The 12,813-nt window shown below is 67.1% G+C and carries 11 protein-coding genes; 3 read left to right on the forward strand and 8 right to left on the reverse strand.

Annotated elements, in window-relative coordinates; all coding sequences use genetic code 11:
* Positions 1 to 136: 136 nt before the first annotated feature.
* Positions 137 to 1,483, reverse strand: coding sequence for a DcaP family trimeric outer membrane transporter (locus tag ACP7AU_RS16810; RefSeq protein ID WP_426052146.1), 1,347 nt, complete (start codon positions 1,481 to 1,483; stop codon positions 137 to 139).
* 162 nt (positions 1,484 to 1,645) lie between these two features.
* Between ACP7AU_RS16810 and ACP7AU_RS16815 the strand changes: the two genes are divergently transcribed.
* Positions 1,646 to 2,263 carry a response regulator transcription factor gene (locus ACP7AU_RS16815; RefSeq protein WP_426052147.1) on the forward strand — a complete coding sequence of 206 codons (618 nt, stop codon included), beginning with the start codon at positions 1,646 to 1,648 and terminating at the stop codon, positions 2,261 to 2,263.
* A gap of 19 nt (positions 2,264 to 2,282) precedes the next feature.
* On the opposite strand, the gene ACP7AU_RS16820 is transcribed toward ACP7AU_RS16815, so the two are convergent.
* Together ACP7AU_RS16820 and ACP7AU_RS16825 are read right to left on the reverse strand one after the other, a co-directional pair.
* A complete protein-coding gene (locus ACP7AU_RS16820) occupies positions 2,283 to 5,663 on the reverse strand; it encodes a hybrid sensor histidine kinase/response regulator (RefSeq protein ID WP_426052148.1) in 3,381 nt (1,126 codons plus the stop codon).
* A gap of 98 nt (positions 5,664 to 5,761) precedes the next feature.
* A complete protein-coding gene (locus ACP7AU_RS16825; protein ID WP_426052149.1) occupies positions 5,762 to 7,435 on the reverse strand; it encodes an MFS transporter in 1,674 nt (557 codons plus the stop codon).
* A 495-nt stretch (positions 7,436 to 7,930) separates the two neighbouring features.
* Between ACP7AU_RS16825 and ACP7AU_RS16830 the strand changes: the two genes are divergently transcribed.
* A complete protein-coding gene (locus tag ACP7AU_RS16830; protein WP_426052150.1) occupies positions 7,931 to 8,632 on the forward strand; it encodes a cytochrome b/b6 domain-containing protein in 702 nt (233 codons plus the stop codon).
* 21 nt (positions 8,633 to 8,653) lie between these two features.
* Here the strand turns inward: ACP7AU_RS16830 and ACP7AU_RS16835 are convergent, their stop codons facing one another.
* From ACP7AU_RS16835 to ACP7AU_RS16855, 5 genes are read right to left on the reverse strand one after another with little or no spacing between them, the layout of a single operon-like run.
* Positions 8,654 to 9,355 (reverse strand): VIT1/CCC1 transporter family protein, encoded by a 702-nt coding sequence (locus ACP7AU_RS16835; RefSeq protein WP_426052151.1) that lies wholly within the window; start codon positions 9,353 to 9,355, stop codon positions 8,654 to 8,656.
* Positions 9,352 to 10,380 (reverse strand): sensor histidine kinase, encoded by a 1,029-nt coding sequence (locus tag ACP7AU_RS16840; protein WP_426052152.1) that lies wholly within the window; start codon positions 10,378 to 10,380, stop codon positions 9,352 to 9,354. Before ACP7AU_RS16840 ends, ACP7AU_RS16835 begins: the two co-directional genes overlap by 4 nt.
* Positions 10,377 to 11,054 (reverse strand): response regulator transcription factor, encoded by a 678-nt coding sequence (locus ACP7AU_RS16845; RefSeq protein ID WP_426052153.1) that lies wholly within the window; start codon positions 11,052 to 11,054, stop codon positions 10,377 to 10,379. The genes ACP7AU_RS16840 and ACP7AU_RS16845 overlap by 4 nt, the downstream gene beginning before the upstream one ends.
* Positions 11,035 to 11,649, reverse strand: coding sequence for a cytochrome b/b6 domain-containing protein (locus tag ACP7AU_RS16850; protein ID WP_426052154.1), 615 nt, complete (start codon positions 11,647 to 11,649; stop codon positions 11,035 to 11,037). The genes ACP7AU_RS16845 and ACP7AU_RS16850 overlap by 20 nt, the downstream gene beginning before the upstream one ends.
* A 5-nt stretch (positions 11,650 to 11,654) precedes the next feature.
* A complete protein-coding gene (locus tag ACP7AU_RS16855; RefSeq protein ID WP_426052155.1) occupies positions 11,655 to 11,954 on the reverse strand; it encodes a PepSY domain-containing protein in 300 nt (99 codons plus the stop codon).
* 208 nt (positions 11,955 to 12,162) lie between these two features.
* Here ACP7AU_RS16855 and ACP7AU_RS16860 point away from each other — a divergent pair, with 208 nt between their 5' ends.
* Positions 12,163 to 12,630 carry a ferritin family protein gene (locus tag ACP7AU_RS16860; RefSeq protein WP_426052156.1) on the forward strand — a complete coding sequence of 156 codons (468 nt, stop codon included), beginning with the start codon at positions 12,163 to 12,165 and terminating at the stop codon, positions 12,628 to 12,630.
* Positions 12,631 to 12,813 lie beyond the last annotated feature (183 nt).

Here is a 12,813-nt window from a genome sequence, read left to right on the forward strand (position 1 = left end):
CCACCAGGCGTCCGGCGTCTCGCGCGCCGCGAGCCGCGCGGCCTCGTAGGCGGCGGCGTCCATATGGGCGCGTTCGGCCCATTCGACGGGAACGGGATACAGGTCGGGGTCGGTCATGGAGGGGACCTTCACAGCGCTAGAAGCCATATTTTGCAAACACCTGAAGGCGGGTCACATCACCCGACAGCCCCGATTCCAGCTCCCGCTCGCCATGCATGAGCTCGCCGCCGATATCCATGGCCGGGATGGGCGTCCATATCAGGTTGGCCCGCACGCTCTGGGCGGACCTGTTGGCCGCGAGTCCGATGATCGACCGGTCGTTGTCTACGGTCTGGGCCGACCAGGTCAGGTTCGAGCGCCACTGGGGCGACCAGATATGGCGATAGCTGGCGAAGCCGGCGACAAGGCGGATCGCCTGCAGGTCTCCGGACGCGTCGAGGACGGCGTCGTTGGCGAAGTTCAGGCCGATGTAGCGGCCGACGCCCTCGCCGCCGGACAGCATCAGACGAAGATCATCGGCGGCGCCGACCTTGATCCTGGCTGCGGCGGACAGGCCCCAGCCCGCGGTCGAGGAGTCGATCGCGCCGACGCCTGTCGTCTGATACCGCAACTGGCGCACGAGGCCCGAGACCGAGGCCTCGCCCCATGGCCGGGAGATCGCATAGCGGGCGGTCAGGTCAGGCAGGCTGTTGTCGTCGGCCACGATCCGGGTCGCGCCGAGATGGGGCGTGACGGTCGTTTCGGGATTCTCCAGCGCGATCGAGAACGGTCCGCGCGTGTAGCGGACCTGGACCTGACGGTTGAAGACGGTTCCCTCGGAAGCCCCGACATAGTCGGCCGTGTCGGGCAGGACGGCAAGGTTCTGGAAGTTCGTCCACTCCTGGCCGAACAGCCAGTTGTCGATGGTCACGAAGGCGCGGCGCAGCGCGGGAGTGGACGGGCTGGTCGTCCGCTGGTCGCCGGTCCCCGGCAGGACCTGGAAGTCCATTTCGATCCGGGTGCCGACCTTGTGGCCGCCGATCATGCCGTCGGTCGTCAGCCAGAACCGGGTCTGACGCGCGTTGAAGTCGGTCGCTGTACGCTCGTCCGCGCCACCGACGGGGATCGCCCCCGGCAGGTAGAAGTCGCGCAACAGGTCGCCGTTCGCAGGGTCGCCGCCGCTGTATTGACTAGCCATGAAGTCGGCCTTCACATAGCCGCCGATTTTCAGGACGTTGTTGCCGATGCGGAAGCCGTCCGCCGGGGCGACGACGGGCGGGGGCGCCGGCGGCCCGGCGGCGACGGTCTGGTTGATGCGGATGATGTCCCGCGCCTGGGCTGTCTGCTGGGCGTGCGACGCCTGGACCTCGCTTTTCAGCGCGTCCAGCTGGGCCTCCAGCAGGGCGATCCGGGCCTCCAGCGCGGCGGCGCCGTCCTGCGCCCGGACCGGAGCGCCGATCAGGGCGAGCGTTGCGACGCCGGCCATCAGGATGTGTCTGAGCATGGTTTCCTCCCGGGGCGCGTCTGATGCGCGCCTGTCGAGACCTTTCCGGAAGGAACCGCTTTGGAGCCATTAGCCATTGGTCTAGTTACGACCAAGGTCGGGGGGTGTCAGAGTGGCGCAGGGCACGCGCCGCCAGAGCGCGGCCCGGGAGCAGACGTCATCATGGACCGCATCGTCATTGCCGATGATCACCCCCTGTTCCGGGCTGCCCTCGCGACGGCGCTGATGCGCGCGGCGCCCATGGCCTTGATCGAGGAAACGTCCAGCCTCGCCGGGGCGCGCGCCGCCCTGTCGGCCGGCCCGGTCGATCTGCTGCTGCTGGACCTGAAGCTGTCGGACAGCGAGGGCTTCGCCGGCCTTGCCGGCATTCGCGCCGACTTTCCGGCTGCACCGGTCGCGATCGTCTCCGCCAGCGAAGATGAGGCCACCGTCCGTCGGACGCTTGCATTCGGCGCGGCGGGCTTCATCCCCAAGTCCGCCACCCTGGCGATGATGGTCGAGGCGCTGGCGTCCATCCTGGCCGGCGAGGTATGGGCTCCGGTCCTGCCGGATGCCCCGGTGGTCGAGTCCATGGAGGCGCGGATCGCCAGCCTCACGCCATCCCAGCTGAAGATCCTGATCGGATTGCAGCATGGACGTTTGAACAAGCAGATTGCCTTCGACCTCGGCGTCACCGAGGCGACGATCAAGGCGCATTTGACCGGCGTGTTCCGCAAGCTGGGCGTTCATAACCGGACGCAGGCCGTGATCGCAGCCCAGGCTCTGACCACGGGGGGCTGAGGTAGAAGGCGAACGCCGCTCAGGTCCCTCTCTTGCTGGACAGGAATGCCTTCAGATTCGCCGGCTTGACCGGCTTGGACATCAGGACGGCTCCAGCCGCCGCCGCCCGCGCGGGAAGGGTCGGGTCGGCATCGGCGCTGATCAGGGCGAGATGGCCGACGCCGCGCGCCTTCAGCGTTTCGATCACGACGAGGCCATCGGGGCCTTCGCCCAGATGGAGATCGATCAGGGCGGCGTCGAATGCGCCTTTGACCGCGACGGCCGAGGCCGCGTCCGGGGCCGTCACGACGGTCATGCCCCAGCGCGTGAGCAGGGCGCTGAGCGCCTCGAGGATGACCGGCTCGTTGTCCACGCAAAGGACCCGCAGCCCCGTCGACAAAAGCTGCAGAGAAAGCTGCGGCGTCGGCGCCGAGGCGATGGCCTCCGCGAGCGGTGCGGTGACCGAAAACGCGGACCCGCGACCCGGGCTGGATCGCAGCGCCAGCGGGTGATCGAGCAAGCTGGCGACCCGGTGCACGATGGCCAGACCCAGTCCGACGCCAGGCTCGTCGCCGCCCTGTCCCGGCAGCCGGGTGAACTCGGTGAAGATCGCCTCCCGCTGATCTTCGGCGATGCCGCGACCGGTATCCAGGATGTCGATCCTCAACGTCTCGCCGATCTTGCGCGCCCCGACGAGGATGCGGCCCTTGTCGGTGTATCGGATGGCGTTTCCGATCAGGTTCTGAAGCAGGGAGCGCAGCAAATCGGCGTCGGACAGCACCCATCGACCTGATGATATGACGCTCAGTCGCAGCCCCTTCTCGACCGCGAGGGGCGTGAACTCGCGCCGTATGTCGGAGAACAGGGCCTCGACCGACAGGGCCCCGACGGTCGGCCGTACGCCGCCGGCCTCGAGCCGTGAGAGGTTGAGCAGGGCTTTCAGCAGGCCGTGGGCGGATTCGATCGAACGATCCGCGTTGTCCACCAGACGCCAGGTCTCGGGCTCCTGCGCGCCCTTGCCCTCCTTCAGCGCCGCGATGAATAGCCGGGCGGCGTGAAGCGGCTGCAGCAGGTCGTGACTGGCGGCGGCGAGGAAGCGGGTCTTGGAGGCCGTGGCGTCTTCAGCCGCCTGTTTCGCCTCGACCAGTCGTTCGGTCCGGTCCGCCACGCGGGCCTCAAGTTGCTCGTTGGCCTCCTCCAGCGCGAGGGCCGCGCGGCGCAGCTCAGTGATATCCGTGTAGCTGGTGACATAGCCGCCCCCGGACATCGGCGCGCCGGTCGATTTGAGGATGCGACCGGTCGGCTGAGCGCGCTCGTGGTCATGCGGCTCGCGGCGTCGCAGCGCCTCCAGTCGCCGCTCGATCCAGGCTTCGAGATCGCCTTGTTCGACTTCACCCCGCTCGGCATTCAGCCGATAGACCGAGGCCACCGGCTGGCCGACGTGGACGAAGCCTGACGGCAGGCCGAACAGTTCGATATAGCGGGCGTTCCAGGCGATGAGTCGCAGGTCCTCATCGACCACGCTGACACCCTGGTCGATGTTGTCGAGTGTGGCCTGCAGCAGTTCCCGGTTGAACTGGACTGCCTGGGACGCCTCGTCGAGCATGCGCACCACGTCCTCCGGCGCGCGACCGCCGCCGGCGAGCGCCGCAGAGATGACCCGTCGGGCCGAGGAGGCCCCGACCGCGCCCGCCAACATCCGCTCGGCCGCACGCGCCAGGCCCGCATCGGCCGGTTCGGCGTCCTTCAGGACGCGGCCGGTCTCTCGCCCGAAGGCAGCAAAGGCCCGCTCGGCCCCGGGATCGCCTACGAACCGGGCGACCAGAGTCTTCAGATCGCCTACCGAGGCGCCGGACGGGGCGGACGCCTGTTCCCGCCAGTCCGCACTCAGGCGATCGACGAAGGCGCGAGCCTGGATGCGATCGATCAGTCGTGGCTGGGCGGCGCGCGAGACCAGGACATAGACCAGGGTATTGAGGCCCAGGCTCACGAAGACGGCGGCGGGGAGGGCGTCATCCAGACCGAACGGCCGGATCGCGCCGGCGCCAAGAGTGGAGCCGATTTGCGGCAAGGCCAGCAGCAATAGCCAGATCGCCGTGCCGCAGATGATCCCGGTGATGGCCCCGCGTGCATGGCCGTCTCGCCACATCACCGCGCCGAACAGCGCGGGCGCCAGCTGGGCGAGGGCGGCGAACGACGTCAGGCCGATCGACGCCAGGCCGGACGAGCGATCGATGGCTTGGAAATAGAGCCAGGCCAACAGAAGGATGCCGCAGATGACGATCCGACGAACCTGCAGGATGGTCTTGGCGACGTCCGAGGAATCCTCTCGCCGCCGCCACCGACCGCGGGCCAGCAAGGGCAGGATCAGGCTGTTGGACGCCATGGCAGAAAGGGCGACGGTCTCCACGATCACCATGGCGGTGGCTGCCGAGAAACCACCGACGAAGACTACGGCGGTCAGCAGCGTGGCGCCCTGGGAGAAGGGCAGGTCCAACACATACAGGTCGGGGTTGGCGATCCGCGTGAACACGCCGCCTGCCGCGAGCAGCGGCACGACGGCCAGGCTGGTGATCAGGAGATAGATCGGAAAGACCCAGCGCGCGCGGCGAATCTGGGCGGGCTGCGACTCCTCCACGAAGGCGACGTGGAACTGGCGCGGCAGGCAGAAGATGGCGAGCGTCGCCAGCAAGGTGATGGCGATGAAGCGCGCGTCGATGACCGGGGGAGCGGCGAGATCCTTCAGGGCGGCCGTCACCGCGTCGGGCGAAGGCGAGCCGAACAGCAGCAGGGCCGCGAAGCTCGCGACGGCCACGAGCGCCGCGAGCTTGACGATCGACTCCAGGGCGATGGCCTGGATCAGGCCGCGATTGTGCTCGGTCAGGTCCGGGCGACGCGCCCCGAACAGGATGGTGAACCCGGCCAGAATGCAGGCGATGACGCTGACCGTCAGCCGCTCGGACCCGGCGACGGGCGTGCCCGCGGTTACCAGCTGCCAGGCCATGGACAGTGATTTCAGCTGCAGCGCGATATAGGGCAGCGACCCCATGATCGCGACGCTGGCGACCAGGGCCCCGAGCGTCTGGCTCTTTCCATATCGGGCGGCGATGAAGTCGGCGATCGAGCCGATGTTCTCGCGCCGGGCGGCCGCGGCGATTCGTTGCCAGATCGGGAACAGGACGACGATCCCGAGGGCCGGACCGATGTAGATCGGCAGATACTCCCAGCCGTCGCGGGACGCCGTGCCGACCGCGCCATAGTAGGTCCAGGAGGTGCAGTAGATCGCCAGCGACAGGGCATAGGCCCAAGGGCCCGGTCGACGGACGGGCGCATGAGGCCCCGGCCGTTCCGTCCGCCAGGCGACGAAGAACAGCACCCCCATATAGGCGGCGACCATCGCCAGGATCAGCAGACTGAACATCAAGATCATCTAGAGGGGTTTGGGTCTGGCCCTGCAAGGCAAAGGGCGGGGGATCATTGCCGATCCACCCGCCCCTGCCTTTGCCGCCCTGCGTCGTGTCAGGCGTTCAGGTCGACGTCCTTGCCTTCCTTGACCAGCAGGACGCCCAGCACCACCGTCGCCAGGGCGACGATGATCGGATACCAGAGGCCGTAGAAGATGTTGCCGGTCGCCGCGACCATGGCGAAGGCCGTGGTCGGCAGGAACCCGCCGAACCAGCCATTACCGATGTGATAGGGCAGCGACATCGAGGTATAGCGGATGTTGGTAGGGAACATCTCCACCAGCGCCGCCGCGATCGGCCCGTAGACCATCGTCACATAGAAGCCGAGGATGAACAGGATCAGCACCACCATCGGCTTGTTGACCTGATCGCTGTCGGCCTTGGCGGGATAGCCTGCAGTGGCCAGCGCGCCGCCCAAGCCGGTTTCCCAGGTCTTCTTCGCGGCCGCGAACTCGGCCGTGGGAAGCGCCTCGCCCCTGAAGCTGGGGTAGACCACGCTGTCTCCGATCCGGACCTCGGCGACGGCGCCGGCAGGCGCCGCCAGGTTCGTGTAGTTGACGCCGGCCTTGGCGATATAGGACTTGGCCAGGTCGCAGGACTGGTTGAACACCGTCTTGCCTACCGGATCGAACTGCACGTTACAGTCGGCCGGATCTGCATAGATGGTGACCGGCTGGGACGCCGTCGCATGGGCGAGGGCCGGATTGGCCGCGGTCGTCAGGGCCTGGAACAGCGGGAAATAGGTCAGGGCGGCCAGAAGGCACCCGGCCAGGATCACGGGTTTGCGTCCCACCTTGTCCGAGAGCCATCCCCAGAAGATGAAGAAGGGCGAGGCGGCGATCAGGGCGATGGCCAGCAGGATATAGACCAGGGTCGCATCGACCTTCATGACCCGTTCCAGGAAGAACAGGGCGTAGAACTGGCCGGTGTACCAGACTACCGCCTGGCCCGCCGTCAGGCCTACGAGGGCGATCAGCACCAGCTTCAGGTTCGGCCATTTCAGGAACGAGTCCTTCAGCGGCGTGGGCGAGCCCTTGCCCTCGGCTTTCATCTTCTGGAACGAGGGGCTCTCGTCCAGCTTCAGGCGGATCCACAGGGATACGCCCAGCAGCAGGATCGAGACCAGGAAGGGGATGCGCCAGGCCCAGTCAGCGAACGCTGCCTCGCCGACCGCCAGGCGGACGCCCAGGATCACCAGCAGGCTGAGAACCAGACCGGCGGTCGCCGTGATCTGGATGAAGGAGGTGAAGAAGCCCCGCTTGCCCTTGGGAGCGTGCTCGGCGACGTAGGTTGCGGCGCCGCCATATTCCCCGCCCAAGGCCAGGCCCTGGATCAGGCGCATGACGACCAGGATGATCGGCGCCGCGATGCCGATGGCGGCATAGGACGGCAACAGACCAACCACGAAGGTGGACAGGCCCATCAGCAGCATGGTCACCAGGAAGGTGTTCTTGCGACCCCAAAGATCGCCGAGCCGTCCGAAGAAGACAGCTCCGAAGGGGCGCACCGCGAACCCGGCCGCAAACGCCATCAGCGCGAAGATATAGCCTGTGGTCTCGTTCACGCCCGAGAAGAACTGGGCCGTGATGATCGCGGCCAGCGAGCCGTACAGATAGAAGTCGTACCATTCGATCACGGTGCCGACGGACGAGGCGAGAATGACAAGGCGGGATCGCTTGTCGAGGGCTCGCTGGTCCATAGCGGGCGCACCCACGGCGCTGTCGGTCATAGAAATCCTCCCAAATCTCGCCGTTGATCGGCTGTTCTGTCGCCGCGCAGGCAGCGTCGATCCGGACCGTGACAGCGATCGACCGCTTCGGGCAGATCGACTTTCGTCGAACAGCCTGGGTGGTGGTGGCAGGCAGGGAAGGCCCGGTCCCGTTTCGGGGAATGACGCTCGGGCGTAAAGCGTGCAGGTCACGGCAGCGCAGGGACGTGCGTCACCGTTCTTCTCCGTCGTTCGTCCTGTCTGGCTTCCAGCAATGACCGCGTTGCACACTCACCGATAAGGCGGCCGCGCCAGTGTCAGAAAGTCGATTCATCGACGTCTCGGAACCTGCCCGCGAGTTTGGCCCGGGCAAACCCGTCAGCCTTGTCTGACAGCATGCCTGTGAGGGCGGTGACGGGCATTCGCCGCCCGGGGCATCTCTGCGTGAACGGGACCTCGCCGACGTCAGGCTGACGTCAGACTTTGAGCCCAGCATGCGATCGAACGGAGAGTTTCATGACCAGTACGGCTCCACAGGCGATCAGAATCATCAAGACCTGGGACTGGGGCGTTCGCCTGTTTCACTGGCTCCTCGTGGCCGCCATCGCGGTCGCCTTCCTGTCGTCCGAGGAGGGCAGCGCGTTGTCGCCCTGGCACGTCCCTGCGGGTTGGGTGGCGGCGGTCCTGATCGCTTTCAGGCTGGTCTGGGGTTTCGTGGGCGGCGAACACGCCCGCTTCGCGAACCTGATCCGTCCGTCGCGGATGGCGGGCCATGTGAGGGGTCTGTTCGCGGGGCAGGTCCATGCCTCGCTGGGCCATAATCCGCTGGGCGGGATCGCCGTGCTGGTCCTTTTGGCCCTGGTCGCTGCGACAACCTTCACCGGGATCACGGGCGGAGAGGACGGGCATGAGGCCATCGCCTACATCCTGCTGGCGATGATCGCCCTGCACGTCGTCGCGGTCGTGGCGATGTCGTTCCTGACCCGGGACAATCTGATCGGCGCCATGATCACCGGCCGCAAGAAGACGACCCACTTCCCGAACGCCCAGGATGCCGCTCCGCCCGCGCGCTTGGCCGTACCCCTTGCCGTCCTCGTCGTTGCGGCGTCCGCCTATGCCGCGACCCGCATCGACCCGCAGGCCTTCACACCGGGCGCGCATGGCGAAGCCGGCGAAGGGGGTGAGGGCGGCGAGGCCGGTGAAGCGGACGAAGACTGAGCCGTTCGGGGCCTTGCCAGGCTAGATGACGGTCCCGAACAGGTGGCCGATGCCTGCGGTCAGCCCCATGGCGAAAGCTCCCCAGAAGGTGACGCGCAATACGGCCTTGACGATGCCGGCGCCGCCGACCCTGGCGCCGACGCCGCCCAGCAGGGCCAGACCGACGAGGGCGGAGCCCGACACCAGCGCGACGAGCAGCGATCCGGGCGCCACGACCACCACCGCCAGCGGCAGGAGCGCTCCCACCGAGAAGGTCGCGGCTGACGTCAGGGCCGCCTGGATCGGGCGTGCGGCCGTATGCTCGGACAGCCCCAGTTCGTCCCGCGCATGAGCTCCCAGCGCATCGTGGACCATAAGCTGGCGCGCGACCTCCAGCGAGACCTGCGTATCGACGCCCCGGCTATGGTAGATGGCCGCCAGTTCGCGGGTTTCGGCCTCGGGATCGGCGTCCAGCTCGGCGCGCTCGCGGACCATGTCGGCGGCCTCGGTATCGGCTTGAGAACTAACCGAAACATACTCGCCCGCCGCCATCGACATGGCCCCGGCGACGAGCCCCGCGACGCCTGCGACGAGGATCCCTGTCTTGCTGGTCTGGGCGGCGGCAACGCCAACGATCAGACTGGCGGTCGATACCAGTCCATCATTGGCTCCCAGCACTGCGGCGCGCAGCCAGCCGATCCGGGAGACCAGATGGCGTTCGGGATGGCGTTCAAGTCGGCTCATGTTTGATTTTCCTTGGCCGGAGCAAAGACGAGGATCAGTTCGGACCGGTCCGGCCGGGTCTCTATCCGTCCACCATGCGCCGCCATGATCCGCGAGACGATGGCCAATCCCAGACCGGCTCCGCTTGTGCTGGTGTGATCTCCACGGCGATACCGTTGGCTGAGGTCGGCGAGGCGTTCCGACGTCAGCCCGCCCCCGCCGTCGACCACCGAGAGCCTTGCGCCTGGCCCGGCCGCTACGATCACTGTGCTTCCGGGAGGCGTCACCCGGAGCCCGTTCTCGACGAGGTTACGAAGGGCGGCGGCAATGGCTTCGCGGCGGCCTTCGACAAGGACGCCACCATCAAGCTCCAGCGCCACTGACTTGTTCTCGGCGACGGCCAGGGGGGCATACTGCGAGACGATTTCCGTGGCGATTTCGGCCAGATCGACCGGGGTCGCAGGCACGGGCGCCGCCGCCTGCGCGTCGAGCTGCGCCAGCACCAGAAGCTGATCGACAAGTCGCGACATCGCCGAAACATCCCGTTTCAGCCTCTGCCCTTCGATCGACTCCAGCCGTTCCAGCTCCAGCGTGAGGACAGCCAGCGGCGTTCTCAGCTCATGGGCGACGTCGGCGGCAAAGGCTTCCTGGCGAGTCGCGGCCTCGTCCAGGCGAGCGAGCATCCCGCTGACGGCATCCGCGAAACCCGTCGCCTCGGCCGGAAAGTCATGCACATCGACCCGAAAGCCCTTGTCGGCCGCCTGGGCGGCCTCGATCCGTGCGCCGGCAAGGCTCAGCGGCCGCAGGGATGAGCGTATGACCCAGAGTGCGGCCAGGGTCATGGGCACGATCAGCACCAACAATGGCACCACGACATGGTCGGCGACCTCGTTCGCGATCCCCGCGAACTGGATCTCGTCTCGCCTCGCCCGGGACGACAGGCCGTATTCGACCCCGACGAACAGAAGCAGGATGAAGCCGCCGATGACGCTCATCAGGGCGAACCCGAGCATCAGTCGCTGGAAAATGGACGGCGTACGGGTCAAGCGACGGTGTCCCGCATCAGATAGCCCAGCCCACGGACGGTGTGCAGCATCCCTGTGCAACCCGCATCGTCGAGCTTGCGACGCAGTCTTGAGACGGCCACCTCGACGGCGTTGGGCGTGACCGGCTCGTTGAACGCATAGAGCGACTCTTCCAGCGATCCCCGGGTCACGACCGACCCCGCCCGGCGCATCAGCGCCTCCAGGAGATCGCCTTCACGGCGTGACAGTTCGATCGGCAGGTCGCCGTGCACCGCCTGGCGCGAGGCGACGTCGAACGCGAGAGGTCCGACCTGAAGCACGGGGGTCAGCCGTTGACCTGGCCGTCGCAGAATCGCCCGGCATCGGGCGGACAGCTCCGAGGCTTCGAACGGCTTGACCAGATAGTCATCCGCCCCGGCGTCCAGCCCTGTGACGCGATCGTCGAGCCCGCCTCGCGCGGTCAGCACCAGGATGGGCGTCAGGTCTGTCGCCCGCCTCAGCGTCCGCACCCAGTCGAGCCCGTCGCCATCCGGCAGGCCAAGATCGAGAAGGATCAGATCGTAGGTAGCGCTGGCGACGGCCTCGGCCGCACCCTCGATGTTCTGGCGCCAGTCGACGACGAATCCGTCGCGAGCGAGCCCTTCGCTGAGGAGCTCGCCCAGCCGGATCGTGTCTTCAACGAGGAGGAGACGCATGGTCGACATCCGTTCCGCTGGCGGCGCGCTTCCAACCGGTCACCATCGACATGACGAGATTTTCGCGGTGACGCCAGCTTTCCACGAGCGCCGCGAGCACATGCAGGATTGCGAGTGCCATGATGGTGTTGGCGGCTGTCTCATGGGTCGCCTCGAGCCAGGGTGCGCCCCAGAAGGCGTCCAGACCCATCATCCAGCCGGTGACGCCGCAGAAGAGCGACAGCAGGATCAGCGCGATCATCATCAGGCCGCCGGCCGGATTATGGCCGATGTAGCGTGGCTCGCGCCGCTGGATCATGGCCGTCACGTAGCCGGCCAGGCGACGGGGGCCGGCGACGAAGTCCGAGAAACGGGCGTGTCGAGGGCCGATCAAGCCCCAGACCAGCCGGATCACGATCGCTGCGACGATCGCATAGCCGACGTAGCGGTGAACCGCCTTCAGTTCGCGAAACACGGCCAGATTGGCGACGATGCCTGTGACCAGCGTCCAGTGAAACAGCCGTACCACCGGATCCCAGACCTTCGTTCGCCTGGGTGTCGCCGCAGGGGATGGGACGACCGGCCCATCCCCCAGACCCGCGGTTGCCCTGGTCACGGGGCTCAGTCCTCGTTGTTCTGGACGACGGCGCCGGTCACCGGGTTGAAATAGACCTCGGCACGATGGCCGTTGGCGGCGCGGGCATAGATCTCATAGCAGCTGCCGCTGACCTGAAAGACGCGGATATTGGTGTAGCCCAACTGGGCGACGCGTGTCCGCATCTGGGCCTCGGCCAGCCATTGGGCGCGGGGCGCGGTGGTGCAGACCGGGCCGGCCGAGGCCGTGGTCGCGAAGCTCATGGCCACGCCGACCGCTACGGCGAGGGACAGGGCGACGGCCGAGGGGATCAGGAAATTGTTCAAGGGGAGCCTCGAGAAGATGGACGGGTCGCCGGACGACATCGCCCGGTGACGCCAACCTGATGTCCGAAGCTGACGGCGACCTGACGGCTCGTTTGAAAGCGACGCTGTCTGCAACTGCGGAGCCAGGTCCGGTCGTCAGGCTCCGGTCAGGCTTCGGGCCGAGACAGCATCCGCGCATCGGGCGCACGCCAGACACCGGAGACTTCCCATGACCCTCAAGAGCCTTCTGACCACCGCCGTCGCCGCCATCGCTCTCTCGGCCGGGGCGGCAGCCGCCCAGGACCTGAATCCGCAGACGCGAGCCAATCTGGAGGCCGCCATGCACGGCGAGGCTTTCGCCAATCTGAAGTATCTTCGCTTCGCCGAGGTCGCACGCGAGAGCGGCAATGCCGAACTGGCCCAGTTGTTCGAAAGCTCCGCCAACGTCGAAGCCAACGAGCATTTCGCGCGCGAGGCCGACGCCCTGAAACTGGATGGCACGAACGAAGCCAACCCGGTGGATGCGATGGCCGGCGAGCAGTACGAGAACGTCACCATGTATGTCGGCTTTGCGGATCAGGCCGAGGCCGTGGGCGACAGCCGCGCCGCCGCGATGTTCCGCCAGATCGCCTCCGACGAGGGCGACCAATACGAACGCTATCGCGCTGCTGCCGAACGCCTCCGTCAGTCCCGCTAAGTCGTCTTCCGATGCTCCCTTCGCCAGAGTTGGACGAAGGGAGTGACGGCTTGCGTATCGATTCAAGCCCTGCCCGCGGCGGTGATGCACAGAAGGCTCACAATCTCGTCACAGCGGGCGTTCGTCGTTTCCTCGGCGTTCTGGACATGCTCTTAATTTTGCTGGGTTTTGCCCCCCCCCCCC

Source organism: Brevundimonas sp. SL161 (assembly GCF_049896985.1).
Taxonomy (GTDB): domain Bacteria; phylum Pseudomonadota; class Alphaproteobacteria; order Caulobacterales; family Caulobacteraceae; genus Brevundimonas.

What these genes read in the sequence shown, in the direction of transcription:
- ACP7AU_RS16810 (WP_426052146.1), bottom strand. Translation starts at nt 1,483, where the DNA reads ATGCTCAGACACATCCTGATGGCCGGCGTCGCAACGCTCGCCCTGATC.
- ACP7AU_RS16815 (WP_426052147.1), top strand. Translation starts at nt 1,646, where the DNA reads ATGGACCGCATCGTCATTGCCGATGATCACCCCCTGTTCCGGGCTGCC.
- ACP7AU_RS16820 (WP_426052148.1), bottom strand. Translation starts at nt 5,663, where the DNA reads ATGTTCAGTCTGCTGATCCTGGCGATGGTCGCCGCCTATATGGGGGTG.
- ACP7AU_RS16825 (WP_426052149.1), bottom strand. Translation starts at nt 7,435, where the DNA reads ATGACCGACAGCGCCGTGGGTGCGCCCGCTATGGACCAGCGAGCCCTC.
- ACP7AU_RS16830 (WP_426052150.1), top strand. Translation starts at nt 7,931, where the DNA reads ATGACCAGTACGGCTCCACAGGCGATCAGAATCATCAAGACCTGGGAC.
- ACP7AU_RS16835 (WP_426052151.1), bottom strand. Translation starts at nt 9,355, where the DNA reads ATGAGCCGACTTGAACGCCATCCCGAACGCCATCTGGTCTCCCGGATC.
- ACP7AU_RS16845 (WP_426052153.1), bottom strand. Translation starts at nt 11,054, where the DNA reads ATGCGTCTCCTCCTCGTTGAAGACACGATCCGGCTGGGCGAGCTCCTC.
- ACP7AU_RS16860 (WP_426052156.1), top strand. Translation starts at nt 12,163, where the DNA reads ATGACCCTCAAGAGCCTTCTGACCACCGCCGTCGCCGCCATCGCTCTC.